Annotated in this window: 20 protein-coding genes; 15 read left to right on the top strand and 5 right to left on the bottom strand. The window is 65.5% G+C overall.

From position 1 onward, the window contains the following. Positions 1 to 73 precede the first annotated feature (73 nt). Both C1927_RS19810 and C1927_RS19805 read left to right on the top strand, forming a co-directional pair. Positions 74 to 4,723, top strand: a complete 4,650-nt coding sequence (locus tag C1927_RS19810; RefSeq protein ID WP_108747572.1) for a hypothetical protein — start codon at positions 74 to 76, stop codon at positions 4,721 to 4,723. Between the two features lie 161 nt (positions 4,724 to 4,884). After that, the gene (locus C1927_RS19805; protein ID WP_108747571.1) at positions 4,885 to 8,691 is read left to right on the top strand and encodes a CHAT domain-containing protein; all 3,807 of its coding nucleotides are present in this window, start codon (positions 4,885 to 4,887) and stop codon (positions 8,689 to 8,691) included. A 223-nt stretch (positions 8,692 to 8,914) separates the two neighbouring features. Here C1927_RS19805 and C1927_RS19800 read toward each other — a convergent pair whose 3' ends face one another. Further along, positions 8,915 to 10,132, bottom strand: coding sequence for an alpha/beta fold hydrolase (locus C1927_RS19800; protein ID WP_108747570.1), 1,218 nt, complete (start codon positions 10,130 to 10,132; stop codon positions 8,915 to 8,917). A 75-nt stretch (positions 10,133 to 10,207) separates the two neighbouring features. On the opposite strand from C1927_RS19800, the gene C1927_RS19795 reads away from it, so the two are divergent. The 7 genes from C1927_RS19795 (at position 10,208) to C1927_RS19770 (ending at position 17,641) form a co-directional block, all read left to right on the top strand. Then, on the top strand, positions 10,208 to 10,855 hold the full coding sequence (locus C1927_RS19795) for a TetR/AcrR family transcriptional regulator (protein ID WP_108747569.1): 648 nt from the start codon (positions 10,208 to 10,210) through the stop codon (positions 10,853 to 10,855). Between the two features lie 178 nt (positions 10,856 to 11,033). Continuing rightward, the gene (locus tag C1927_RS19790) at positions 11,034 to 11,951 is read left to right on the top strand and encodes an alpha/beta hydrolase (RefSeq protein ID WP_108747568.1); all 918 of its coding nucleotides are present in this window, start codon (positions 11,034 to 11,036) and stop codon (positions 11,949 to 11,951) included. Continuing rightward, positions 11,948 to 12,415 (top strand): cupin domain-containing protein, encoded by a 468-nt coding sequence (locus C1927_RS19785; protein ID WP_216821159.1) that lies wholly within the window; start codon positions 11,948 to 11,950, stop codon positions 12,413 to 12,415. The genes C1927_RS19790 and C1927_RS19785 overlap by 4 nt, the downstream gene beginning before the upstream one ends. 140 nt (positions 12,416 to 12,555) lie before the next feature. Next, positions 12,556 to 15,576, top strand: a complete 3,021-nt coding sequence (locus C1927_RS19780; protein WP_159095391.1) for a sensor histidine kinase — start codon at positions 12,556 to 12,558, stop codon at positions 15,574 to 15,576. Positions 15,577 to 15,586: 10 nt separating this feature from the next. Further along, positions 15,587 to 16,240 carry a response regulator transcription factor gene (locus C1927_RS19775; protein ID WP_108747566.1) on the top strand — a complete coding sequence of 218 codons (654 nt, stop codon included), beginning with the start codon at positions 15,587 to 15,589 and terminating at the stop codon, positions 16,238 to 16,240. Positions 16,241 to 16,656: 416 nt separating this feature from the next. After that, positions 16,657 to 17,031 (top strand): hypothetical protein, encoded by a 375-nt coding sequence (locus tag C1927_RS21505; protein WP_159095390.1) that lies wholly within the window; start codon positions 16,657 to 16,659, stop codon positions 17,029 to 17,031. A 7-nt stretch (positions 17,032 to 17,038) separates the two neighbouring features. Then, complete coding sequence (locus C1927_RS19770) at positions 17,039 to 17,641, top strand: hypothetical protein (RefSeq protein WP_159095389.1); 603 nt, start codon at positions 17,039 to 17,041, stop codon at positions 17,639 to 17,641. Positions 17,642 to 18,054: 413 nt separating this feature from the next. Here the strand turns inward: C1927_RS19770 and C1927_RS19765 are convergent, their stop codons facing one another. Beyond that, positions 18,055 to 19,560, bottom strand: coding sequence for a YifB family Mg chelatase-like AAA ATPase (locus C1927_RS19765; protein ID WP_108747564.1), 1,506 nt, complete (start codon positions 19,558 to 19,560; stop codon positions 18,055 to 18,057). A 195-nt stretch (positions 19,561 to 19,755) separates the two neighbouring features. Here C1927_RS19765 and C1927_RS19760 point away from each other — a divergent pair, with 195 nt between their 5' ends. Both C1927_RS19760 and C1927_RS21500 read left to right on the top strand, forming a co-directional pair. Next, positions 19,756 to 20,598, top strand: coding sequence for a hypothetical protein (locus tag C1927_RS19760; protein WP_108747563.1), 843 nt, complete (start codon positions 19,756 to 19,758; stop codon positions 20,596 to 20,598). A gap of 113 nt (positions 20,599 to 20,711) precedes the next feature. Continuing rightward, positions 20,712 to 21,128, top strand: a complete 417-nt coding sequence (locus C1927_RS21500; protein ID WP_159095388.1) for a hypothetical protein — start codon at positions 20,712 to 20,714, stop codon at positions 21,126 to 21,128. Positions 21,129 to 21,154: 26 nt separating this feature from the next. On the opposite strand, the gene C1927_RS19750 is transcribed toward C1927_RS21500, so the two are convergent. Beyond that, entirely contained in the window at positions 21,155 to 22,051 is an 897-nt protein-coding gene (locus C1927_RS19750; RefSeq protein WP_159095387.1) for a hypothetical protein, read from the bottom strand. 299 nt (positions 22,052 to 22,350) lie between these two features. Between C1927_RS19750 and C1927_RS21495 the strand changes: the two genes are divergently transcribed. The 3 genes from C1927_RS21495 (at position 22,351) to C1927_RS19740 (ending at position 25,127) form a co-directional block, all read left to right on the top strand. Then, complete coding sequence (locus C1927_RS21495; protein WP_152027136.1) at positions 22,351 to 22,536, top strand: hypothetical protein; 186 nt, start codon at positions 22,351 to 22,353, stop codon at positions 22,534 to 22,536. A gap of 66 nt (positions 22,537 to 22,602) precedes the next feature. Beyond that, entirely contained in the window at positions 22,603 to 23,895 is a 1,293-nt protein-coding gene (locus C1927_RS19745; protein ID WP_159095386.1) for an ABC transporter permease, read from the top strand. Further along, on the top strand, positions 23,892 to 25,127 hold the full coding sequence (locus C1927_RS19740; protein ID WP_108747559.1) for an FtsX-like permease family protein: 1,236 nt from the start codon (positions 23,892 to 23,894) through the stop codon (positions 25,125 to 25,127). The genes C1927_RS19745 and C1927_RS19740 overlap by 4 nt, the downstream gene beginning before the upstream one ends. A 123-nt stretch (positions 25,128 to 25,250) precedes the next feature. Here the strand turns inward: C1927_RS19740 and C1927_RS19735 are convergent, their stop codons facing one another. Next, positions 25,251 to 25,505, bottom strand: a complete 255-nt coding sequence (locus tag C1927_RS19735; RefSeq protein WP_108747558.1) for an accessory factor UbiK family protein — start codon at positions 25,503 to 25,505, stop codon at positions 25,251 to 25,253. A gap of 130 nt (positions 25,506 to 25,635) precedes the next feature. Between C1927_RS19735 and C1927_RS19730 the strand changes: the two genes are divergently transcribed. Further along, on the top strand, positions 25,636 to 25,974 hold the full coding sequence (locus C1927_RS19730; protein ID WP_079223976.1) for a P-II family nitrogen regulator: 339 nt from the start codon (positions 25,636 to 25,638) through the stop codon (positions 25,972 to 25,974). 113 nt (positions 25,975 to 26,087) lie between these two features. Here the strand turns inward: C1927_RS19730 and C1927_RS19725 are convergent, their stop codons facing one another. Then, the gene (locus tag C1927_RS19725) at positions 26,088 to 26,744 is read right to left on the bottom strand and encodes an RIO1 family regulatory kinase/ATPase (RefSeq protein WP_108747557.1); all 657 of its coding nucleotides are present in this window, start codon (positions 26,742 to 26,744) and stop codon (positions 26,088 to 26,090) included. Positions 26,745 to 26,787 lie beyond the last annotated feature (43 nt).

Raw genomic sequence — 26,787 nt, 5'->3', positions numbered from 1 at the left:
CGCGGTCGTGCAAAGACCCCACTAGGTGGCGGCACGGTGCCGGCGAGGAGCGCCGTCTTTTGAGAGGAAGGGAATGGCAGCAGCGCTTACCGCAGACCTCGAACAGCTCAAGGCGCTGGTGCAGGCCATCGATCCGCCAACGCGACTGGAGCACCTGACCGCCGCGCTGATTGGCGAGCTGATCGGGGTCTCGGTCGCGGTGGCCAAGTCGGGCTTCCAGCACGGGGCGGACGCCGGCACCGCCGGACGCCAGGAGCGATTCCTGCGCATCGAATGCAAGCGCTATCGGGACGACACGTCGCTCAATGACCGGCTCCTGCTGGGCGAGATCGATCAGGCGATCTTCGCAGATCCGGCTCTGGAGGCGTGGATCTTGGCCGCGACGCGCGAGGCCGACGAGCAGCTTGAGCGCCAGCTGTTCAAGCACGGAAACGGCTACGGCATCGCTGTCCTGATCGTCGACTGGAAATCCCACGACGAGCCCGCCTTGGCCGCGCTGCTGGCCTCGAATGCCGCGCTCGTGTCCAAGCTACTCGATCCGGTCGCCGGTGCCTTGGCCGCCCGTCTGGCGGTCCCATTGGGGGCGGCGATCGAGCGCATGCGCCGCGACCTGGCCGCGTGGCACATCGGCACCGCCGTCGTCCGACGCCAGTCGTTCGCGCGCCTGCGCTCGATCTGGACCGATCCGCGTCAATCGCAATCTCATTTCGGCCAAGTCGTGTCTGGTGGCGCCAAGCGGCACATACACCGCGTGCAGGTGTTGCGACAGCTGGACGAGTGGTGGAGTGCGCACGCCGACACCGCCTCGCCTGCGTGCGTGACCGGCCTATTCGGCGTGGGTAAGACATGGGCGGTTACCAATTGGCTGATCGAGCGGGTCAATGACTTGCCGGCTACCTTGCTCATCCCAGCCTCTGCGGTAGGCGGGCGGGACCTAGGGTCGGTGTACGAAGTCAAGTCCTTCCTGGCCGAGCGCTTGCTTGAGGTGATGCAGGTGCGCGATGCGCCGTATTGGCGCGCCCGACTGGAGCGCATGCTGCTGCGTCCGCCTGCGGAGGGGCCGGTCCTGCTGTTGATCCTCGACGGCATGAGCCAGCAGCCGCAGGCCAACTGGGAAGGCCTGCTTAAGATCCTGCAAGGCGCGGAGTTCGTCGGGCGGGTGCGTACGATCACGACCACCCGCACACTGCATTTCGAGGTCAAGTTGCGGCGGCTCGCGTCGCTGGTGGATCGTGCCGTGTCCTTCGAGGTCGAGGGCTACGACCTCGAGCCCAGCGGCGAGTTCGACCAGATGCTCACGTTGATCGGCTTGCGCCGCGCGGACTTGCACCCGGACCTGTACACGACCGCGCGCATCCCCCGGCTGTTCGACTTGGTGATCCGCTTCCGCGAGCGGCTCGTCGAAGCCGGCGCGGTGACCTTGCATCGGCTCTTGTGGGAGTACGGCAGCGATACCGCAGGTGCGTCGGCAAACAAAGCGTTCTCCGCGCCGGAATGGGCCGAGTGGCTGTGCGCGGCCGCCGCCGGGTTTCAGGATGGAATCCGTTCCTATTCGCTCAAGGCGCTCAGTGATTCCGCCGCGCGCTCGGACTTGGCGCCGGGGGAGATCTACCAGCGTCTGAGTGAGCTGGCCGATTCCGCGTTCTTCACCCGGCTTTCGGACGGCACGCTGAAGCTGACGCCCTCACTGGTGAACCACGCCCTCGGCGCCACCGCCGTGCAGTTGCTGTCCGCCGACCCGCACGCCACGCGCGAGTCGCTGGAGTCCGCGCTCGAGCAGTGGCTCGATCCCATTAGCGGTTTGGACCAGCGTCCGGAAATCCTGCGCGCCGCCGTATCAATCGCCCTCGAATCGGGACCGCCCCGTCCTTTGCTCGGGGTCCTCGCAGCCGCGTGGCTGCAAACGCAAAATTTGGCAGAGAATCACCAGGTCGAAGTGCAAGCGCTCGCGGCGGAAATGCCTGACGCGTTGCTCGACGCCATCGAGTTGTCACATCGCTACAACCACGCGGCCAGCCGGCACACCGCCGTCGAGGCACTGCGCGGCATCCACCGCAGCAACACGACGGTCCGCGCGCGCATCTTCGCCCGGGCCGCGCAGTGGTTGCGCCGCATCTCGCGAGAGGTGGAGGCACGAAGCATCTCGGCGCCAGAGGCAGAAGCGGAGGCGCACCGGCAGAATCGGTGGATCGAGCGCATCGGTATCGATGCCTCGGGTCCGCGCAAGCTACTGGGTGAAGAGATGGTGCTGGTCGATCGCGACGAGGGTCAATGGACGGACCATCTGCCTGCGTTGGTCGAGGGCTATCCCCTCGTCGAAGCGGTGCCAGCATTGCGCTTGGCCGCAGTTGCCGCGGCCGTCGGCTCCAACCATCGGGCGTGGGATCAGCTGCGCTGGGTGTATCTGTTCAATCCGGTCGATCCTAATCCCGTCGCCGCGAGCGTGCGGGCGGCCGCGGCGGACATGGCCGCTCGCACCCCTGAAACCGGCGTGCATCCGCAACTGGCGCGGCGCGTGGCCGAGCTGATGCTGCTCGTATCGGGCCTCGAGGAGGACAGTGAGGCCGCGGCGGAATTGAACGTGGTCATGGGCCGGCCATTTACCTACGAAGAGCACTACCTGGCCGATCCCGGCCGAAGCCTGTTTTTCCGTCTGGAGCGCCGGCACGTTTTGGCAGTGCTCGTCGATGAAACCCTGCCGCTGCACGTGCGACTGAAAAAATGCGATGACTTGTGGTTCGACCCGGGTTTCGAGCCGCCAGTCGCCTTTTGCCAAGCCGTCGCCGACGCGGCCCGCGAGTTCCCGCTGGATAAGATGCACACAGGCGGCTACTCCACGCGCGAGGACCACAGCTTTGACGAGCTGCAGACGGTATTGGCGCGCTGCGCGCCGGAGGTGCTTGCGGACCTGCATCGAAGGCTGGCATCACGGGTGCCGACGACCGCCGGAGCGCGCGTTGCGCGCGCCTGGCATCAGACCGATGCGCTGCTCCTGCACGGCCCCGAGCAGGTCGCGGCGGCCCGTACTCTGAGGACGGTCGAGCGCGATGCCCGCGAAGGCGAGGAGGCCCATGCCGCGACGCGACTCCTGTTGACCGAGCTGACCGATCTCGACGCACTGGCGCAGGCCCTGCTGGTCGTGGAGGCGGACCTGCCGTTCATCCCGACCATGATCACCGATGACCTGCTCCCGATGAGCAGCGCTCAAGTCGATCAGTTAATCGGACGATGCCGATTCGGCTCGTCCAAGCAGCAGCAGGATGTTCTGGTACTGCTGATCACAGCGCCACCGACGCTGAGCGATGCGGCCTGGGATTGGTTGGTGAAGAAGGCGAATTCGACGGACGAGATCGATGTGCGTTTGGCGTTCATGGCGTTGGCTGCCGCTGATTCCCGTCGTCTTGGAGTGCATCTGGACCAAGCGGGCTGGCGCTTCACCCCCAACGTCGACACGCTCGCGGCACACGCCGCCTCCGGCGCGCTGATCGAGGCGACCCGTGGCCAGCCGTTCAAACAGATCGCCGGGCGCATGGCACCATGGCGCTTGCTAGAGGCGGTGCGGCTGCGCGGCAGCGACGCCTCGGAAGCTCGAGTTGCCTTGCAGCGTCTGGATGCCATCCTCGCCGGCGGTCCGAGAGAGCCGCCCGACCCCGGCGCGCAGGTCTTCGTAGAGCGCACGGACGCGTCGAACCGACGGCCTTGGTACTCCACTCGCCCGATGCCGCCCGAGGACCCGAACTCGGCCGAAGCCTTCGAGCACGAGTTCGATGAAAAAGCGCAGCAGGAAGCGCATGAGCGCGCGAGTGAGACAGCAAACGAGCGGATAGCCAAGGCGCGGAAGGAAGGCGCGAGCTTGTATCTTGAGTTTGTCACGCGCGAGGACGGGCAGGCCATCCTACAGCACGGTCCCGACCTGCTCGCGCGCTGGATCGACGGCCACGACTCCTTGAGTGCGGAGTTTGTGCGGCGCGTGCAGTTCGCCGAGGGACTGTTCCTGGCGATCGCCGAAGCGCTGCTCATCGAGCAGCCGTCTCGCGGCGTCAGCGTATGGCGCGCCCTGGGTCACGCCATGCGTACGCGCGTCATGGGCGCCGCGAAGCTGCCGGAGCTTTTGCACATGTTGTTCCGGGTCCCAGCCTCGTTCGAGGTCATCGCCGCGCGCGATGCGCTGCTCGAGCTGGGGCGAACAAACACCGATGCGCAGCTGTACGAGTTGGCGCTCGCGGCGCAGCTTAACGGCTGCACGTCCTGGCTGGAAGCGGTGATCGCGCGCGACCTGGTGTCACACGTGCCTTGGCGCCAGCAGCGGGCCGAGACTCTGCGCGGCTTCTTGACTGGGAACGTGCTGCCGGTGGCCGACGCGTGGCCCGAGGGCCCGTCACGCTCTAGGGTCCAAGAGATCCGACGTGGCGCCGCGCGTTTACGATACCTAGAAGCTTGTGCTCACCATTGGTGGCGCGAATACTGGCGTCGCGACGATCCGGAAGGAGCCTTCTCCGCTTGGGTCTTGTTCGAAAAATGCGCCGATCGGCGTGCTGTGTGCTGGATGCGGCAGGAAGCTGAAACGTCCACACTGGACGAGGCGCAGCGAGCACGCAAGCGCCGGCATTGGGCGCTGAACCGGCCACGCTGGAATTGCGGCGCCGACAAGTCCGGCCTGGCCCTGCAGCGGACTTTCCTGCGCCGGCACACGGACGGCATGGTGTGGCCGTGGCGCGAGTAGCGACTGCCTGCGCCCAAGCAACGCAGGTTGCGAGATCCAAGACCGGGTGGGGCAATGACGCCCACGCCGCCTGCCCGAGGCATGGCCCGTTTCTGGAGTGCGCCTCGTATCCCAGCTACCGAGCCACGGCAAATCTTCAATAACCACGCAAGGACGATCGCATGGCGACCCCGATGACGGGTAATGAATTCCCCTGGGCAGATCTGCTGGCAGGCGGCGAGCTGCAGAACCTCAATCTGGTCTTCGCCGGGCCAAATGACACGACCCGCCTGGCGCAGTTGCTATTGCTCGTCCTGGTCAGCGCCGTCAATGCCCAGGGTGGGCAACTGTTCCGGCAGGCTCTCGTGCTCTTGCCGCCGGACATGCCAGATACCGTCGCGGCCGACGTGGCCGCGCAGATGCTTCGTAAGCGCGGAACCGCCATGGACACGGAGGAACTGGACATTCTGTCGCGCCGATTGATCGTCCATCGCGCCGAGTCCTTCGATGCGAATGCTGTCGTCGACGCGGTGGCGAGCGCCCCGAAAGGGAGCTTCGTTGTGACCGTGGACACCGCGCGCTACCGGCCTGCGAACTGGGAAATCGTACGCGCGAAGAACATGCAGGTTCCCGAGGATCGCTGGATCTCGCCACTAACCGACCTCGCCCGAGAATGCATACCCCGCGTGCCCGAATCGGTGTGCGTGTTGTTAGATGTCGGGGAGTATCTGCCCACTCTCTCGCGCAACTGCGAAGTGTTCGAGGACATGGAGTGCACGGTCTGGGGTGCGGAGGATCCGCGGGCCGTGGATGAGAAGATGATCGGTCGATTCGACGAGTGGGTCGGGCGTGTGGAGCGCGGCGACATCGTCTCGGTACTTGACGAGATTGACTCCGAGGATCGGCTGGCCGCGTCGTCCAAGGAGTTCTGCAAAGTGCAGGTCTTGTACAAGGGCGGCCGTACGACACGAGCTCTGGAACTGCTTCGCCCACTCAACACTGACACCACGCCGACTGATCTGAAGTTGAAGCTGGCGACGGTAGCTATGAGCGCCGAGGATCTGGAGTTGGCCAAGTGCCTGCTCGAGTCCACTGCCGACGGCTTGCGCGACCTCGATACCAACGAACTGGCACTAGAGCTGAGCCAATCCCTCAACTCGCCGTCAATCGCGCGCCAGACCAGCGACTGGCTGGCCCGGCATTTCCCGGAGTCCGTGGTGCTTCGGGCCCAACAGGTGCGGCGAATGCTTCAGGCGGCACGTGATTCTGTGGCATTTCATTCCATGGGGTCGATAGCGATTCCGTTGGACGACTACGCGAAATTCGTCACCCAGCCGCTCGCCCAGCCTGAGGTTTCCGACTACGTAGAGCACACTGCCGCGGTGGACGTTCGGTGGCCGCAGCTGGCGAACGAGTCGCGGCTGGCGATGGCCCTCAACGCCCGGGCCCGACAACAGCCGCTGCACGCAATGTCGCTTGCGATACAGACCAATCCGACCTCGTCGTTCGCGCGCAATGCCGTCAACGTTGTGCTGTGGTCGATCGAACAGTTGTTGCTCGCCCACGGGGATGAAACCAAGGAGGCGCTGTCGGAGGCTGTCGTGTTCATGCTGCACTACTTGGCGATCACGCCGGAGGACACTGCTTCGCGCGAGCGCCTTGACGAAGTACTGTCGGTGGACATCTCTGGATCGGTGGGTGTGGCGCTGTTGGCGTACAGCCTGCTCAAGCTAGCGGGAGTACCGCAGCAAGCTGCTGAACCGCCGGACATCGACACGGCGGTGCCGGACGAAGCGCAGATGAATGCGTTCTTGTCCGGCGCTCTAGCATGGCTTTCGTCCAGGCGCACCGTCGATTTAGCGTCGACGGCGCTGCCCACGCAGCTGATGACCGTCTCGGCCGATGCGGCTTTGGGGCACCTGAAGCGAATCGTCCACTACATGATCGAGAAGGAGACTCTGGACGACACTCATACGTTGCGGATCTCGGTGATCGCTGCCTTCGCGATCGCACCACACGCCACCCGCAAGAACGACGACCTGGAAATCTTGCGCCTGGCCAACAGCCGGCTGATGCTGAACGGGGAGGCACAGTTGGCGCGCGATATGGCCGAAGCGGGGCTGGCCGCTAGCCACGGCCGACCCGAACGCTTGCGATTGGCGTGGTATGCCTACGGCGATGTTCACCACCGCAGTGGCAACCGGTACCGCGCCTTGATGTACTTTGGCTGCGCCCTCGCGACGCAGGCGCCCATTGAGCTCGAGCAGGCGTACTACGAGACAATGGGGATCGTCCGCGCGCTGCGCGACACGGGGCTGCTCGCCGAAGCCGAACATGTGCTGGTTAGTTGCGAGCAGCTTCTCAACCAGCTGGGCGTCCTTGAGACGAACGGGCATCGCATCGAGACCATGCGCGTCGGGCTGAGGCTCCACGGCCTAAACACGATTAGCTCTGGCGACTCGGAGGCGTGGTCAGAGTTGCTGCGGGTGGCTGATCGCAACCTCCAGGCTGTGCAGAGAGCCAATGACGAACTCGGCCCCATCCTCGTCATGGCGGCTCAGATCCTGGGTCACCTGGACTCGATGGAAGCGCCGGTCGATGCTTCCATCCGGGCGCGCATCGAAGCTGCCGGCGGCGGGGCGGGCGAGATGACCAGCGGTCTGGTGCGGTTGGCGATTAACGCGGCACCGGGGCCCGATCAGCTGCTGGCGCTGACACACGCGGTTCAACGCACGCGCTACGCGGACGACGTGGGTTTCGATGTGAAGTTGCTCGTCCGCGCTGCGCGTGCCCAACTTTCAGACGCAGGCACGCTGGAGAATCCGGTGCTGGCCAGTTTTTCCGCGGAGTTGACGACCGATCATGCCCTGCCGCTGCCCGAGGAAACACGAGGCGGGTGGCTACCTGCCCGCGTGCAGGACTCCGCGGAAACCATGCTGGCAATCTCGCGTCGGGGAATTCGGGTCGAATTGCTCGCCGCAGATGCCGACCAACGCCTGATCCGCGTCAGCGCCGAGGCAGGCGAATTGACCGTCGCCCGCGAAGCGGACACATTTTCTATGCAGCGCCTGCATCACTGGGCAAACCGTTTTCCCTACGACTACGGCTTGGACGAGGAGCAACTGCGGGAGGCCGGCCGCGATTGGGACCCGAATGTGTTCTACAACAGCATGCAGGGGCTGGGCTTGTCGACAAGCGTGGGCGACCGCGTGTTGTTCGTTCTCGACACCCAGCTCCAACGATTGCCACCGCAACTGCTGTTGGTGGCCGACGAGCCGATTGGGCGAAACGCACACGTCGCGGTGGTCCCTTCGCTGACCTGGCTCAATGCTGCGATCAACGCGCAGGGCAAGACCTACGGACCGCCAACGGCCTGGATTTCCACGACGGCCGAGAATGTCGCCAATGCCACCCTGGCGACGGTGGCCGATCGCGTAGGCGAGGACCTTGAGCATCATGGCGTGTCCCTATCGACAGCCGCGCAGGTGCCCGACGCGCTTCGCAACGCAAGTCTGGCCATCGTGGCAGCCCACGGTAGCTTGGCCGACGAGAATCGCTTTTTTCAACGCGTTTCGGATGAGGCGAAGTTTCGTGTCAGCGGGCTAACGCTTGCCAAAGCACTGGAGCGGTCCGGCGTTGTGGTGTTGTTCATCTGCAGCGGCGGGAGGCAGGACGAGCATCCCGTTTCCAGTACCACCGTGGGCTTACCCAAGCTGCTCCTGCAGGGGGGCAGTCTGGCGGTCATCGCGTCCCCATGGCCGTTGGACTCCCGCGTGCCGTCGCACTGGTTGCCTGGGTTTCTGGCAGCTTGGGAGGCGGGCGAAACGCTCCTCGATGCCAATGCCGCCGGCAATCGACGCGTGGTGTCGCAAATGGGGGACGACCCCAAGAACGGAATGGCCATGACCTTGTACGGTAACCCGCTGCTTCGTCGGCAGGACCTTTCCCGCGCGACGCTTGCTGGCACCTCAAGTTCAGGTGGAGCCTAGCCTTGTGTTCCTGCACCTCTTGCAGTTCTTGTTCGGCCGCTTTTCGCCACCGCCCAGTACTTGACGGCGCGCGATGGCGAGCGTTGGATCTGAGTGGCTTCGGCGTGCCGGAAGGCGACCGAAGTTCTGGGGCCAGGCCGAAGTCGGGCCGGTGATGCGACGGCTCGAGCAGTGCATTGCCAAGAGCGCGGGTGCCACGGGACCGGTTGCATCGGCCCATGACTCAGCTCCGACCTGCTGCAGCAAAGATCTCGTCCATCCAACCGCTGGCTTCCTGCACCAGGCGGATGCGTGCATTGACCTGGCAGTGGCCGTCTGCGCCGGTGCTGGCATCGAGGTAGACGAGGTCTTTGCGCTCCGAACGCAGGCGTGCATGCCAGTCGCGTGCCTGCGAGGTAAACACGGGCGAGTCGCCGCCTCCCAGGATGGAGAGGAAGGGAACGGTCGTCTGCTCCGGATCAGCCTTGGCTTCGGCCCAGCGCGCCAGGAACGCCTCGGGTGTCGGCGTGCCCGACTTCCACATCGAGGTCTGCCAGCTGCGCAGCGCGGCCGTGCTGGGCGTGCCGCCGCCACTCTGCATCGCACTGCGGACGCTGGCCTCGAACAGACGGCCCGGTTCTGGAAACGGCGTGCTGGCTACCACCGTGGCCAGGCGCTGTTCGTACTGCGCCGCGCGCGTGGCGAAGTAGCCACCCAGGCTCAGGCCGATCAGTGCCAGGCGGTCCGGCGTGGCGCCGAACTGCGCAACCAGCGTTTCGATCACCGCGCCGATCGGACGCTCGGGTTCGACTTCCCAGTGCAGCCCATCCAGCGCCGTGATGCCTTGGCCGGGCAGGTCTGCAATCGCGACGGAGTAGCCGCGCTGCCACAGGGCGCGACCGTAGGACAGGAACAGGTCCTCCATGCTGGTGTCGGCGCCTCCGATCACGAGCACGATCGGGGCATCGGCACGCGCATTGCGCAGGAACAGGCCGGGCAGGCATGCGCCTTCGTAGGGGACAGAGAAGAAGGTCATCGGAAGGTCCAGTTCGTCCATTGCCTGGGCAAAGGCACGCTGATGGCGGCGATACAGGGACACGAACGCCTCACCGCCGGGGGCAGCGAACTGCCAGGCGGAACGGTAGCTGGCGAACGCCTTCAGGCGGGCCTCGCCTGCGGCCTGTTGCCAGCCACGCTGCGCCCAGGTATCGGCCTGTGCCTGCTGCAGTTCGCCGTACGCCCCGAATGCCTGCACCCAGCTGTCGGCATCGCCCTCGACGATCCGGGAGGCGACGTAGAACGCCTGACCGATGTCGAGCCCGCCAGCGGGGCCCATGCTCAGGGCCGACATGAAGAACAGGTCCATGTTGGGGTCGTCGAAGCGGTAGCGGACCGACAGGCGCTGATCGGGCCGGATGGCGGCGTCAGGGGAAGAGGCGGCGGAAAGCGTCGAAGAGGTCATGGCTGTGCTCCGGAAGGTGCGACCAGAATATGAGTCATACTCACATTCCGAAACTCGCGTTCCTGGGGCGCTGTCATGGTCGATAAAAACAAGGAAATTCAAAAAGATACGCGCAGGTCGCCGCGCCAGGCCCGGTCGCTCTACAAGGTCGAGCTCATGTTGGAGGCGGCCCTGCAGCTGCTGGAGCAGGCCGAAATCGGCGCGCTGACAACCAATGCGGTTGCCGCGAAGGCCGGGGTGAGCATCGGCACCCTTTACCAGTACTTCGGCGACAAGCAGGCGCTGCTGGATGCCTTGGTCGCCCGCGAGCTGGGCGACATGTCCAAGGGCGTCATCGATGCGATCCAGGCCGTGCCCGCCGCACCCGGTGACCGCATACGCGGCGTCTTCAAGGCGGTGGTGGGCGCATATGGCGGGCGCGGCGCAGTGCATCGCAGACTGATCGAGCACGCGCTGACCCACCACACGGGAGGGCGGCTCTCCCCGCTCTACGAAAGCCTGCAGCATGCATTCACCAGCGCCGGTGTGCCCGGACAGGGGGACGACAGGATCAGGTTGAGCGAAGCTCAAGCCTTCGTGCTGACGCATGCCATCGCTGGCGTACTGCGGACACTCGCCGCGACGACGAATCCGCCAGCGCTGCAGGACGTCGAAGACGCCCTTGTCATGCTGGCGATCAACTACGTCGCTGCGATATACAAGGCAGCAATGGCGGCCGGCTGATCGTGCTGGGCATCGCATTGCAGGAGTGATGGAGGTGCGCTCCCTGAAGCGCCCTCGATCCACCAACCCCCTACCCATTCGGGTATCCCTCCGCACTCAGCTTGGGATTGGGGCCCGCCCGGGCCAGCACCACACTGATCGCCTCTGTCGCAGAGCCTTTCGGCTCGAAGGAGGCCTCATGTTCAGATCCATCCTGTTGCTCGCGGCGCTCTGCCTGTCAGCCCCCGCGCTTGCCGACGTACCCCCGTTCCCCGACACCTTCCATGCCAGGGACGTGGCGGCGAACGGCGTGAACCTGCACGTACGCGTAGGCGGAAAGGGGCCGGCCATCCTGCTGCTGCATGGCTACGGCGAGACGGGCGATATGTGGGCGCCTCTCGCTGCCGCACTGGAAAACACGCACACGGTCATCGTGCCCGACCTGCGGGGGATGGGGCTTTCCTCCCACCCGGCCGGCGGCTACGACAAGATGAACCAAGGGCGCGACATGCAGGCGCTGCTCGCCTCGCTGGGCGTTGAGCGCTACGACATCGTCGCGCACGACATCGGCAACATGGTGGCCTTTGCGCTGGCCACGCAGCAGCCGGAGCGGGTCGGCAGGCTGGTGCTGATCGATGCGCCGGTGCCTGGCGTGGGCCCCTGGGACGAGATCCTGAAGACGCCGCTGCTGTGGCACTTCCGGTTTGGCGGCCCGGACATGGAGCGGCTTGTGGCTGGCCGCGAGCGGATCTACCTGGACCGCTTCTGGAACGAATTCTCCGCGCATCCCGATCGCTTCGATGAACGCTCGCGCCAGCATTACGCGGCCCTCTACGCGCGCCCCGGCGCCATGCGTTCGGGGTTCGCCCAGTTCGCCGCGTTCGATCAGGATGCGGCCGACAACCGCGAGTGGCTGGCGGCCGGCAATCGGCTGTCCATGCCCGTCTTGGCGCTGGGCGGCGAGAAGTCGTTCGGCCTGACCATGGCCGTGGTGATGCGTGCTGCGGCATCGGACGTAACCGAAGGCACCATCGCGGACTCCGGGCACTGGATCATGGAAGAGAACCCTGCGGCCACGGTGAGCCGTGTCGTCGCGTTCCTGGGGGAAAAACAGTGAACGCGCGTGCCATCGCCGCTGTGCTGTGCGGCATTGCCTTCGCATTGGCAGCGCATGCGGATGCTGGCAGCGGACAGGCCCGGCTGACACCGGGCGAGATCGCCAGCCTGGGCAAGGGCGGCGCAGGGCCCGGCACCTCCGGCATCGACGGCATCCGTACCACCGTGCTGATGGGCGACCCCAGCAAGCCCGGCCCGTATGCCATCGAAATCCGTGTGCCGCCCCATACCCGGATCGCGGCGCACACGCACCGCGATGCGCGAAGCGCGGTGGTGGTGAGCGGTACCTGGTATTTCGGATACGGGGCCGCGTTGACCGAGGACCGCCTGAAACAGCTGCCGGCCGGCAGCTTCTACACCGAGCCGGCCGATGACGCCCATTTCGCGCTGACCCGGGATGCGCCGGCCGTTGTCTACATCACCGGTGTCGGCCCGACAGATACGCACTTCACTCCGCATCCCTGAACTCGCCCGGGGAGGGCGGGCGGACCGATTGTCGAAACCTTGGTTATCTCCAATACTGGCCAGACTGACAGACCCGCTGTCTCTGCCGGCAAGGCGAAATGGGTGACAGTGCAATGACCCGGTCCCGAACCGCTCCGACGGTGCTGTCGCTGCTGCTGGCCATCAGCGCGCTGTTCTTCGCCTCGGCCTGCCTTGCCCAGCACTCGCCGTCCGGCTTCGCGCCGTTCAAGCATGTGCGGGTGGCCGCCGATGATGGCGCGCCGGATGGCGTGCTGCACATCGCGCAGACGGCCGATGGCTATCTGTGGTTCGCAGGTGACACGTTGTACCGGTTCGACGGTGCGACGTTCGAGCAGATCGACTGGCCCGAGGATTCGGGACGACGGCACGCATCGCCCTCGGCGCTGATGACCGACAGGAAAGGCGAACTGTGGGTGGGCCTGCGCGATACCGGTGGCGTGGCGGTCTATCGGCACGGTGCCCTGCAGGACATGCACATGCCGGATCCTCCGCGAGGACTGGCGGCCTTTGCGCAGACGCCGGACGGGGCGATCTGGGCCTCCTCGCTCGGCCTGGACAAGCGGCTGCAACGCCTCGGCGACGCCGGTTGGGAGCGCATGGATGAGAGGCTGGCGCTGCCTCCCGGCTACATCATGGATCTGGTCGTGGCCCGGGATGGTGGCCTATGGGTCGCGCTGAGCGCGGAGGACGGTGGGAGTGGCACGCTGGCCCTGCTGGCGCCCGGCGCCGACCGGTTCCAGATCATGGACGTGCGGTTGTCCGGGCGGCCCAAGATCGCTCTCGACCGCAAGGGGACCTTGTGGACCTCCGATGCGGCCGGCACCCGGATGCTGTTCGGTCCTGACGGTGCCCCTGCGAAGGGGGGCATCGTCTTTCCTGCCTTGCCGGGCACCTCGCGGGCCGCCTTCGCGTTCGACCACGATGGCGGGCTGTGGGGCACGACAGGCGCGGTGGGCGTATTCCACATCGCGGATCCTTTCACTCCGCGTGCCACGCCTGCTGGGAGCGTGAATCCGTTCCGGGAAATCAACGGCCTCACCTCCGACATCAGCTACGTGCCGTTTGTCGACCGGGAGGGAAACGTCTGGATCGCGACCGAGAGCGGGATCGATCAGTTCCGGCGTGCGAGTGCGATCCAGGAGGCCGCGATACCGGCGGATCCCGCCTTTGGATTGACGATGGCCAAGGCGCGCGATGGCAGCGTGTATGTCGCCACGCGGAGAACCCTGTTCCTTGCGCCGCCGGGAGCGGCCCCCACGCCGATCCGTACCCTCGACAGTGATGAGGTGTCGATGTGCCCGGCACGCGACGGTGGCGTGTGGCTGGTGCAGCGCAGCCAGACGCTGCTGCTCCACGGCCAGCAGGCGGTGATCGGGCCGGGCTACCCGGGCGAGGAGGGGAGGATTGCCTGCGCCGAAGACGCGGGCGGGCGCCTCTGGCTTGGCCTCGCAAGCGGCCAGCTGATGTGGCGCGACGGGGACGGCTGGCACCGCGCGTCGGGCGAGCTGGCCAAGCTCAACCTCTGGGACCTGACCACCACGCCCGCCGGCAACCTCGCGCTGATCGTGCCGCCGGACGTTGCGGTGCTGGAGGGGGACCGCCTGAAGACGATCCGGCTTGCCCCCACCGGCATCGGTACGCCGTGGGCGATCCTGCCCGGCAATCTTCCCGGCTCGCGGGACCTGTTCGTCAGCGGCAGCAGCGGCCTGGCGAGGATGCGAGGCGACCGGGTGCGCCAGCTGGACGAGCGCCGCCTCCCCTGGATTACCTGGGTGCGGACGCTGCAGCAGACGCCGGACGGTGAAACGTGGCTTTTCAGCCGCACGGGCGCGTACAAGGTGGCCACGGTCGATTTTGATCGCGCCTTCGACGATCCACGGGCGCCGCTGCCCCATACCAAGCTTGATGCGCTGGATGGCCTGGCAAGTACCGTCCAGAAAGGCGGTTTCGCCGGCACCCAGAGCGTCCTGGCGGGCGATGGCCGGATCTGGTTCCTCAACCGGCAAGGCGCTGCCTACATCGACCCGGCGCACCTGCCGTCGAACAAGATCGCACCGCCCGTCACCATCCGTGCGCTTTCTAGCGGGGGGCGCACCTGGCGCGACCCGACGAAGCTCACGCTGGCGGCCGGCACCCGCACCCTCGACATCACCTACGCCGGCCTGAGCTTCACCGTGCCGCAGCGCGTCCACTTCAAGTACAAGCTGGAGGGCGTGGATGAGCAATGGGTCGACGCGGGCACGCGGCGTACCGTTTCATACTCGAACCTCGGGCCGGGGCAGTATCGCTTCCTGGTGATGGCCACCAACAACGACGGCGTCTGGAGCCAGCAGAGCGCGCGGCTCGACATCGGGATCCGCCCGACGTTCGTGCAGAGCTGGCCCTTCCGGCTGCTGTGCGCCGTCGCACTGGTGGTGCTGCTGTGGATGGCCTACTCGCTGCGGCTGCGGGCCGTCGCGCGCAGCGTCAGGTTGAGGATGGCCGAGCGCGTCGAGGAGCGCGAACGCATCGCGCGCGAACTGCACGACACGCTGCTGCAGGCCATCCAGGCGCTGACCCTTCGCTTCCAGCTGGCGGCGGATGATCTGCCGCCCGACTATCCGGGACGCGCATCGCTGGTGTCCGCGATCGATACCGCCGACCGGGTGATCGCGGAGGGGCGCGACCGGGTGCGGGAGCTGCGGACGCAGCAGGAGGGCAACATCGAGCAGGTGATGTGCGACCTGATCGCGCAGACCGGATTCGATCCCGCTGTCCAGGTTGCAATGGCGGTCCATGGCTCGCCGCGCCGGCTGGATCCCCTGGCACTGGAGGAGGTCACTGCCATCGCGGGCGAGGCGCTGCACAACATGCGCCAGCACGCCGCAGCGGGACGGGTGACGGTGGAGATCCGCTTCGATTCGAGTTTCGGCCTGCGGCTGGCCGATGACGGGGTGGGGATCGCGCCGGGCGTCGCCGCCAGCGGTGGCAGGGACGGCCACTTCGGCCTGGTGGGCATGGCCGAACGTGCACGGAAGCTGCGTGCCCGCCTGTGCGTGGAGCCGCTCGCCGACGGGGGCACGGAAGTCGTACTCTCAGTGCCCGGCGCCATCGCCTACAAGCGCGACGAGCGGCGCCCCTTCGGACGCTTCGGACGGTAAGGAGCCACAGATGCAAGCCGCACCCCAAAGTCCTGCCCGCATACGCGTCCTCGTCGTTGACGACCATGCGATGGTGCGCGATGGCATCAGCATGCTGCTCAACCGGCAAGCGGACATGGAGGTGGTTGGCGAAGCGTCGGATGGGGCGGAAGCCATCGCGATGTACCGGCAACTGCTGCCCGACGTAACGCTGATGGACGTGCAGATGCCTGGCGTCGGCGGCGTGGAAGCCATTGCCGAGATCCGCCGGCTCTCACCCAAGGCGCGGATCCTTGTCCTGACGACCTACCCAGGCGATGCGAATGCCGCCCGCGCCATTCGGGCGGGTGCCATGGGGTACCTGCTGAAGAACGGCATCCGCTCGGAACTGGTCGATGCGGTTCGTGCGGTGCATGCGGGCCGTCGTGCAGTGTCTGCCGAGATTGCATGCGAGCTGGCGGCGCACGCACTGGATGATCCGCTGACCGAGAAGGAAATCGCCATTCTCCAGCTGGTGGCGGATGGGCTGGCGAACAAGCAGATTGCTTTGCAACTGCACCTGTCGGTGGAAACCATCAAGGCGCACCTGAAGACGATCTTCGGCAAGCTGGGCGTCCATGACCGGACGCATGCGGTGACACTGGCGGCGCGGCGCGGTTACATCAATCCGTTTGCATCGGGCTGAGCTGGGTTGGTGGGGCTCATCCCAGTGGCATTGGGAGGACCGGATATGGCTTCAGGAGCGGCTGGCAGAGCCCTTCGCCGGCACGACTGTCGTCGTCACGCACATGGCGCCTTCTCCGCGATCCATTCCAGAACGGTGCCGGGGGCAGCTTCTGTCAGCAGCCTTTGCCTCGGACCTGGATGCGTTGGTCTCCAGAGCTGACATTTAGTTGCATGGTCATGTCCACGACTCGATGGACTACCTGGTGGGCAAGTCCAGAGTGGTTTGCAACCCACTGGGATACCCCCTACGCAGTGCTGACGGACATTGGTTCCCGGAGAACGCCCGGTTCGATACCTGGTCGTTGAGGTGAACGTCCCGGATATCCGTATGCAACTCGTGCCGGTGAAGTTGCCAACAACAATGGCGCCACTCCCTTGAACGCGGAGTTGTCGCGCCTAACCAATAACTTCCTTGTTGGCTCCATCGCAAAGGGCATGGGAGCCGACATCGGAAAATTGACGACAAGCCAGAGGGTCGCCATCGAGTTCAAAATGGAACAAATCCGCGTTGGCTTGGCCCGAGCGCATGTGAAGGCACTCGATGACGCAAGAGCCAGCCCTGATAATCCAGTTAAACTCGAGCGAAGCGTCATCGGCGTGTTCCACGAAAAAGTGTTCATAAACGCCGGTGCCGATCCGAAGGTATTTGGAGGTTACAAGGTCGATGCGCTGGAAAACGTGCTCAATGTCTTCGGTGGCACATCACGGGATGTCTATGACTATTGCCCGACTCCAAGTTGCCAGAACTAGGCTGTCCTTGCTGCTCACGGTCTTTTTCCTTGCCGGATGCGGCGACTCGACGACGACGTACCGCATCGACGGTGCGCGGGGTGGATTCTGTGTGCCGCACTCTCTCGACATCACCCCGCCCAGGCCGGGTCAGCGCGATGTGGTTCACGGCAGCTTTGCACTCCGTGGCAGGTGCCGTGACGGCGGCGAGGGATGCAACGGTGCCCACGGGCTGGTCTCGTTTGCGGTCATGGACCAAAGCAATTTTGTGGGACGGCGGTTCGTGGACTTCCCGGCAGATGCATACATTCCCGAAATTGCCGAATCCCGAATAGAGCAGGCCCAGCGACTGGATGCAACGGTGCTGGCCATTCCCGACCCAGGCGAGAAGCGCGCGTGGTTCATCTGGCGCCAAGTTGGCTTGCCGCATCCAACCGTGGAAGGGGAAGACGAATTGATGGCGGCGTGCAGCTTCGCCGCATTGCACCAGAGCTACTCCTGCGATCGGAGGCTGCGAGGGCCAGACTACACTGTGGTCTATTCCTTCATGGAGGGGAAGCGTCTGCCAACGTCATTTGAATCCCAAGACAAGCACGTAGTGGATGAAATTGAGCGGCTGAGATGTGAATAGCCGCTCGTTCCGCGCAGGCGATTCCCGATGGGGCGTTCGGTCGGTTGCAGCCAAGTACTGTTCACGGCCAGATAGATAGCGGCTTGCCCTGTCGTCGCGGTAAGCCCGCCGAAGAGCGGGTGCTGGGACCGCGCGATGGTGGCTCAATGAACGATCCCGTGACTGGCGCCGGATCCGAGGTACACCACTCGTCAAGCCATGTGATCCTTGCAGGCCCCTGCGCCCTTCGCGATCACCAGCTTGGCTGGCCTATATCGCCCATGCGCCAATGCCGCAGAGCATCAATGATCAGCTGGGGCTGGGTCAGTTGGCCGCGGCTTGCGGAAGGAAACCTTGGACACGGGCGGCACGCTGTCCGGCCCGGCCCGGCCCCTTTTGGATCGAGTCTGAGTGACCCTCGGCGCCGGCGGGGATCAGGTTTTCAACGTTCCCCGATCCAACTGCCGATATCCAATCGCCTCCGCCAGGTGTGCCGTCCCGATTCCTGCACACCCGTCCAGATCCGCAATCGTCCTCGCCACCCGCAGAATCCGGTGCATCGCCCTCGCGGAGAGCTGCAAGCGTTCAATCGCCTGCTCCAGCAGATCCTGATCACCCTCGCTCAACCGCGTACACGCCCTCAGCGCCGCCGGTGGCAGATGCGCATTCAACCCACCCCGCGCGCGCTGCCTTGCATGCGCTGCTTCCACGCGTACGCGCACCACTGCACTCGGCTCGCCCAGCGGTGTGCTTTCCCTTAACTCCACCGCATCCATACGTGCCACGCTGATATGCAGGTCGATGCGGTCCAGCAGTGGCCCTGACACCCGCGCGCGGTAGCGGGTGATGCGCTCATCCGTACACAGGCAGCGATTGCTGCGGTCGCCCGCCCACCCGCACGGGCAGGGGTTCATCGCCGCGACCAACTGGAACCGCGCCGGGTACTGCACGCTGCGCGCCGCGCGCGCGATGCGGATGTGCCCGGACTCCAACGGCTCACGCAGCGTCTCCAGTGCGCTGCGGTTCCACTCCGGCAGCTCGTCCAGGAACAGCACCCCGTGGTGCGCCAGCGAAATCTCGCCGGGGCAGGGTGGATTGCCACCACCCACCAATGCCGCCGCACTGGCACTGTGGTGCGGTGCCCTGAAGGGACGCTGCCGCCAGCGACGCGGGTCCAGCCCTTCGCCACTCACCGAGGCAATCGCGGCCAGCTGCAGTGCTTCGTCCTCTTCGGTATCCGGCAGCAGGCTGGGCAGGCGCGAGGCCAGCAGGGTCTTGCCGCAGCCGGGGCTGCCGATCAGCAGCAGGTGGTGGCCCCCGGCGGCGGCAACTTCCAACGCGCGCCGCGCATGTGCCTGCCCGCGCACGTCGGCCAGATCGGGCAGGGGCAGCGGTGTGGTGTCCACGCGCTCCACCGGCGGCAGCAGGCGCGGATTGCCCAGCCCGGCGCAGCATTCCAGCAGGGTGCGGGCCACGCGCACATCCGCGTGCTCGGCCAGCGCGGCCTCGGCGGCATTGCCCGGCGGCACCACCAGGATGCGCCCGGCCTCGGCGGCGGCAATGGCGGCCGGAAGGGCGCCGCTGACGGGCCGCAGCTCGCCCGTCAGGCCCAGCTCCCCGAGGAATTCGTAGGGCAGCAGCGACTGCGGTTCGACCTGGCCGCTGGCAGCGAGGATGCCCAGCGCGATGGCCAGGTCGTAGCGCCCGCCTTCCTTGGGCAGGTCGGCCGGGGCCAGGTTCAAGGTGATGCGCCGCTGCGGAAAGTCGAAGCGAGCGCAGAGCAGGGCGGCACGCACGCGCTCGCGTGACTCGCGCACGCTGGCCTCGGCCAGGCCGACGATCTGGGTGACCGGCAGGCCGCCGGACAGATGCACTTCTACCCGCACCAGCGGGGCATCGACCCCGGCGCGGGCACGGCTGTAGACCAGCGCCAGGCTCATGTGTGGTTTCCTGCGAAGGGGCGCTTGATGGTGCCGCCCGTGGACGGCGCGATGCCATCGGGCTTTGCAGGCGCGCGGTCTAGGGTTTTTCCGGGCGGCGGTGGTCGGCTTCAGGGTAAAGTTTCAGCAGCTCGGGCTGGAAGCCATGCCGCTGCTGTTGCGGACGCGCCCGACCACGATTGGCAAGGAGCCGGAATGCGCGTCAAGACGATTGCGATGGGCTGGGTACTCATGGGCCTGTCCGGTGCGGGCAACCTCGCTGCTGCCACCACGACCATCAACGAACCCGCGCGCTACTCCACTGCTGAGCTGCTGCAGGGCATTCCACCGGCCGAGCAGGCCTCGTCCGCTTCCGCCTACCGCTATGTGCGCCACTGCCTTGCCAGGCGCCAGTTCGAATCGTTCCTGGGAAGCGATGGGATCGATCCCGATGCAGCGTCATCCCTGCAGGCGCGGGCGGCGGGGATGACGGAGCCGCTGCGCGCGCACTTTCTTGAGAACGTGCGCATGCTCGATGCGCGCCGTGCAGAATGCGCGCCTTGGGAGCAGAGCGTGGCGCCTGACAAGGCGGCACTGCAGGTGTACCTGCTGGCGTTGGACAATGCAGCGGCCGGTGACGCGCGTGCCGCTGCCTGCTTCGTCGCACTGCCTTGGGCGGAACCCGCGCAGGGAACGCCGGACCACGCGCGGTTTGCAGGCGCCTACACCGCGCAGGCCCGCATCCTGATCGACGCGGGCATTGCCAGCGGCAGTTGGTTGATGGTTCGCGCTGCTGCCGGCCGACTCAACGCACACCCGCATGCGACGATGATGCTGCCGCTCGAGCCTGCACTGGCCTACCGGATTTCCAGGCTCATGCAGATGGGAATCGAAGATCCCGCTCTTTCCGGTACATTTGCTGCGGATGCGCGTCGCCACGCCTCCAGATTATCGCCCGCGGTGCTGGAGGTTCTGGAAGAGGACGTGCAGTCCCAGTTCCAGTCGGTATTTGCCGGCCGGGGCGGCGATCTGGATTCGTTTACCCGGCTGTGCGACTGAGCACAGGACGGACGTCGCGCGCCGCTGGGGAAGGGAGGGATTTTTGTATGGCATGGCCACGAGGACGCATTTGCCTGGGTGTCACCGCAACCGCAACCGTAGCCCAGCGCTGCATGTTGCTGGGACTGGCGGCGTTGCTGGCGTCCTGCGCAACTCCCTTCCAGCGTCCGCCGGCGGAAAAATTCCGCCTGGATATAGTCGATAACGCTGACGCGCGCCGATTCGAGATCACGTTGACCTCCCTGGACACGCGCGCGATGTGCGTCTCTGCCGAGAACTGGCCAAATGACATCGGCGGTTTTGTTGTGTCGCAGGAATCGACCTACCTGCAGGTCGAAGCACAGGCGCTGCCGCCGAGCAGCAGCTTCTCCAGCGTGTATTGCCCCGGTGGCTGCGGTGAGCATCGCATCGCCCCCAACGCGACGCTGCGGCGCACGATCAACTATGCAACGTTCGGCGATGCCGCAACGATTGCTGCATCGCCGTCGAAGGTGCTGCATTTCGTGGCAACGCCGTACTACTGCCGTTGAGCGTGGCCCAGCTCAGGGGGAGCAGGTCAGCGCTTTACCGGCTGGTCCCAGTAACAGACCGCCATCGCCGGGCCATAGCGCGCGACCAGCGCATCCACTGCCTCCTGGCTGCGCGGGCCCTCGTTGCTCGCCACGGGTGCGCCGATGCTTGCCAGCACGGCATCTGAAAGCTGGATCAATGTGATCGTGCGGTCTGCGGGGCAGTGGTGCATGAGGTTGGCGTCGGGCTCGTTGAGCCGGTCCATCCACTCGAACGACGGCGGATACACCGCCGCGCGGCGCAGGAACCCGTCCTGGCGTTCGATGCTGGCCTGCAGGCGTTGCCGGCCTTCGGCGGTGAGGTCGGGCAGTTTCGTCATGCGTGGCACCACGCCGCCATGGAACAGCACGACGCTGTCGGGCATGACGTGGCGCGTGGGTGCGGCCAGGAACAGATAGTTGGCGCAGGACGACACGCACAACTGGTACGCGTGGACACTGGCCTTTCGGTCGAGGATGGCATCGCCCATGTCCATGCCCAGTTCCACGTCGCCGCCCATCGAGCGCACGATCACTTGTGGCGTGACGCCTGCAGGGATGGCCGACATCTGCGTGAGGAACGCATCGCGGCTTTCCTTGGTCAAGCTGCTGGTGAAGTCGGCACAGAGCGTATCCGGCGCGACGGTGCGGACCTCGGCCGGTGCGCTGGAAGGGCGTTCCTTCATCCAAGCAACGCAACGTTCGGCGGCTGCCGGGTCCAGGCCGTCGGCGGCCAGCATAGTGCCGGGCAGGGCCAGCGCGAACAGCAGAGCAGAATATCGAAGCATGATCGTGACTCCTGTCGGGATCGAGGGGCGTCCGGTACCCGGCGTGGGCACTCCGAAACTATCACGGAGAAAGGCGATGTGGGTCGTGCTGCTTGCTGTGGGGCACAGGTCGATCACGGGTCAGTCCGCTTCCTGCGTGACGTTATCGACATTGTGTGCGTCTCATGGGCACGCAAAAAAGCAGAGGCGGCCAGCTCACCACGCAGACGAGGAAACGTCGGCGCATCAACTGATTCCAGTGATTGCGACAGACGCGGGCGCCCTCGATAGCCAGAATCTATTGGCAGTGCACAGAGCGGAGTGGAAGAAACGAACTCGACCCGCATGAGGCCGCGGGCATCGAGTTTGCCGTACATCGGCAGATCCCCGCGAACCACTGGGCTCGTCGGGGTACATCGCAGCGCCAAGGAGAGGTTATGAAAGAGATCAGACAGACCGCTGAAACCAATCACCCGTTCGTCTATGACGAGAACGGCCTTTGCGAAGTGCGTGATCCGCGCGCTCTGGAAATGCTGGGCGCCGGGGGCGTCCAGGCTTCCGGCGCGGTCTGCAAGGTAAACAGCGGGAACTGTGTTTCCGGCTGTGCATGTAAGTCCTCCTGAGACTTGCACTTGATGTGCCGCCCTTGCGGCGGCGCATCTCTTTCAGCATACCAAGGAGAGGAACGCATGCGATACGCGTTGGAACTCGCACTGTCCGGCATCTATAGGTCGAAACTTCTCAGCGTCCTGATCGTGCTCGCCGTAGCGACAGGCATAAGCGCGTTTGCCACGATGCTGCTGATCCGGATCGGCCTCGGGGGCGATCCTGCACCCAGCATCAGCCAGTCTCTCTATCACGTGGAGCTTGATCTGCGGGATGATGCCGCCCGATCCAGCTCTGCCCGGCCGCTGTCTGTGCTGTCGCTGCACGATGTGCAGGAAATTACCCGCCGCACCGGCGTCCCGAGCGTAGCAACGTCGTCATCCTGGCTTCCCTACAGGCCCATGGGAACGGATCGGCCGCTCGGCATGATTGCCGTTCGAGGTTTTACGTCAGGTGCGCATTCCCTGCTCGACCTGAAACTGCTCTCCGGGGCCTTCTGGCGATCCGATGATGACCAGAATGGAGCGCGCGTTGCAGTGATCTCGCGATCACTCTCGAGGGAGCTTTTCGGATCGGAATCTGCGGTGGGAAGACAGATCGAGCTGGCCACGCGGAGCTTCGCCATCGTCGGCGTGGTGGAGGACTGGAATCCCATTCCACGATTCCACGATCTTCGAGGCGGTGCCTACGCGGAGAGCGAACGTCTCTACATCCCGCTGGCGGCATGGCGTGCGCTGCCAAAGGACTACGGCATGGGCGCGATGTCCTGTCGCGACGGCGTCCCTGAGGATCCGGAGAGCGCATCGTGCGCTTGGCTGCAGCTATGGGTCCAGCTGAACGACACGCACGCGCTCGGCGCATTCAGCAGTGCGCTGCACCGCTATGGGCTCGCGCAGGTCGATTCAGGCAGAGCCACTGACGTGTTCTCCCGCGTGGCACCGCTCAAGGAGTGGCTGGCGATCAATGACGTACTTCCCGATGAAGTCAGTACACAGCTGTGGTTCGCAGCCGGTGTCCTGGTCATCTGCCTCGTGAATGCCGCCGGGCTCTTCCTGGCTGGCTTCGTGGGCCGGTCCAGGGAGATCGCCATTCGCCGGTCGCTTGGCGCAACCCGTGGAGACATCGTCAGGCAGCTCGCCGTTCATTCAGCCGTGCTGGGGGCCGCCGGAGGACTCGTCTCCATTCCAATGGTCCTCCTCGGATTTCGGGTCGTACAGGGTCTCTCCAGTGCGTATGCATCGCACCTTTCCATTGCGTGGTGGTACGTTGCCCTGTGCCCCTTGATCGCGGCGATGTCTGCCCTTCTGTCGGCGTCGATTCCGCTGTGGAGAGCCAGCCAGCGGTTCGTATCGTTGCGCATGGGGGAAGTGCCATGACGGTGGTTCACGCGATGGTGACGACGCTTAAAACGGTGTCGAAGCACCTCACGGTCGTTGGCCTCATGGTGCTTCAGATCTCAGTTTCCATGGCGGTGCTTGCAAACATATCCACGATTGTTCTGGAAGCTTCGGAGCGCATCGATGCCGAGTCCGGCCTGAGCGAGGCCCGTATCGCCGTGGTGCAGAACATAGGCGTCATCGGCTTCGAAGATGCCGCAACCAGTTCGGGCGCTGGGCTGCGTGCACTGCGGGACGTACCAGGTATCAGCGCCGCAGCAATCGGCCCGGTCCCTTTCGCGGTGGAGCGTGGGGCGGTGCGGCTGGAGAAGTCCAACCGCGATGCGTCAGGGCACCCGTATATCTACTTTGGAAGCGAGCAGCTCGCGAGCGTACTGGGTACGTCAGTTGTCCAGGGTATTGCGCTGGATAGCTTGCAGGCACCCTCCGTCGAGGACGTACTTGAGCCCAACAGCACGTTGGCCGTACCTGCGGTCGTCACCCGGAGTCTCGCCAAGCGCCTTTTCCCTGCGGGCGACGCTTTGGGAAAGATGATCCATACCGAGGTTTGGGGCAGCTATCCGCTGACCCTGCGAGTCGTGGGTATCACGGCAGACTTCAGGAGCGCATCCACCGGTGATGCCAGCGACTACGAGGCCGTGATCTCGGAAGTGAAGATCGATGCCCAGAGTATCGGGGGGCTGTATGCCGTCCGTCGAAACGTGCCATTTGATCTGGAGGCGAAGCGGGTCGTGACTCGCGCCCTGTCCTCGTCCATGCCGGGCTTTGTACAGGAGCCCGTTCGCTCCGTGGCCGAGCTCAGGACAGCGCACTTCGCCAAGGACGCATCCAGGTCAAGTGTGTTGCTGGCAGTGGTTTTCGTCGTGACCGCTTCGTCAGCGCTCGGAGTGTTCGGAATGAGTCATTACTGGGTCTCTGCCAGACACCGGTCGATTGCCATCCGGCGCGCGCTTGGCGCATCCCGACGTGACGTGGTGGCCCTCTTCGCCGTGGAGAGTGCCGTTGTTGCCGGGCTTGGCGTGATCCTGGGTGCAGGGTTGGCCGTAGCGGCGAACCGTCTTCTTGCGCTCCAACTGGAGATGGCTGCAGTAAGCGCCGCTTCGGTGGCGCTGGGTGCGGGACTGACGTTGCTGAGTTGCCAGATCGCCGCTCTGATTCCCGCTTTGGGCGCGGCCAAGGTTGATCCCGCCCTGGCGTTTCGCCAGCGATGACCGCCTGTCCAGGAGAAGAGCATGGTGCTTGGGCTGTGGCTTGGGGGCACGGGCTCACTTCATGACACGACGGTCGCTCGGCTATGGGAGATTGCCGAGGACCATGCATCGCACCTTGGATCCTCAGCCCTGGGTTGAATCCCGCCCTTCAATCTCACGAACAGTTGCCTCCAGCGCGTCCAGCTTCTCGCGGGTCTTCAGCAACACCGCACGCTGCACTTCAAATTCCTCGCGCGTCACCAGGTCGAGCTTGGCCAGGCCGGCGTGCAGCGCGGTCTTGAAGGTGGCCTGCAGTTCCTCGCGGGATTCGCGCAGGCCCGGCGGGACCAGGTCGCTCAGGCGGCGGGCGAGGTCATCGAGGTGGTTCAGGTCGATCATGGGGGACTCCGTGGCCTGGCAGGCCGTTCGCGCATAAGGATACTGCCGGCCCGTGCGGCCGCACAGGCGGCGGTTTCGCGCCGGGTGCGTTCAGGCGCTATCCTCCACGCCGGAATACAGGAGATCGACGATGAAGATGGTCATGGCGGTGATCAAGCCGTTCAAGCTCGACGACGTGCGCGAAGCGCTGGCCGAGCGTGGGGTTACCGGTATCACGGTGACCGAGGTGAAGGGCTTCGGCCGGCAGAAGGGCCATACCGAGCTGTACCGTGGCGCCGAGTACGTGGTCGACTTCCTGCCGAAGGTGAAGCTGGAAGTGGCGGTGACCGATGACCAGGTGGAGCTGGTGGTCGAGGCGATCGTGAAGGCGGCGGGCACCGGCAAGATCGGCGATGGCAAGGTGTTCGTGTACGACCTGGGCAGCGTGGTGCGTATTCGTACCGGCGAGCTGGACGCGGACGCGCTGTAAGCGCGCCGCGTGGCGTCTGGACGCGGCTGGGTAGAGTCGACCGTTGGTCGACTACCGCGCGCAGCGCGGGCATTTCGGGTGCGGATGGAAGGGCAGTCGACCAACGGTCGACTCTACCGCTTCGCCCACTTGTAGAACCGCTTCCAGCCCTGGCGCACGGCGGCGACCCAACCCGGGTCGGCCACCATTGCAGCCTGCGCGGCGCTCGGCGCCTGGCCGGTCACGCGCTGGCGGATCTTCAGCAGGTTCTTCATGTCACTGCGGCGCATCTGCCGGCTGAGCGGGTTGCGGCGCAGCCAGCGCGGGGCGCGCCAGGCCGAGGTGAAATCCAACAGCACCGGCACGCCGCCGCTCACCACCACGTTGGTGCCATGCAGGTCGTTGTGGGTGATGCCGGCCGCGTGCAGGCGGCTGAGCGCGTGCTGCAGCTGGTCGAACACTTCATTGCCCACCGCCTGCGCGGTACTGAGCGTCTGGCCCGGAATGAATTCCATGCCCAGGGCGAGGCCGCCGAGGGTGCCAAGCAGGGCCGGGGCATGCTTCCAGCCACCCAGGCGCTGCAGGATGCGCGCTTCGCGGCGCACCATCAGGCGGGCAATCAGCGAAACCGGGGTGCCGCGGTAGCGCGAGTAGTCCTTCACCACCGCCGGACGGCCGTCCAGGCAGGTGCGGTAGACATCGGGGGCGAGGAAGCGATCACCGCGCTTAAGCAGCAGCGGGGCGACGGCGTCATCGCCGCAGGACGGGGAGGGGGAAACAGTGGAAGTCATGGCGGGGTCTCGGACGACGACCCGGTGGGTGGCGCTGCAGCGT

It is taken from the genome of Stenotrophomonas sp. ZAC14D1_NAIMI4_1 (assembly GCF_003086775.1).
GTDB lineage: Bacteria > Pseudomonadota > Gammaproteobacteria > Xanthomonadales > Xanthomonadaceae > Stenotrophomonas.
This window is presented reverse-complemented; position numbering and strand designations above follow the sequence as displayed.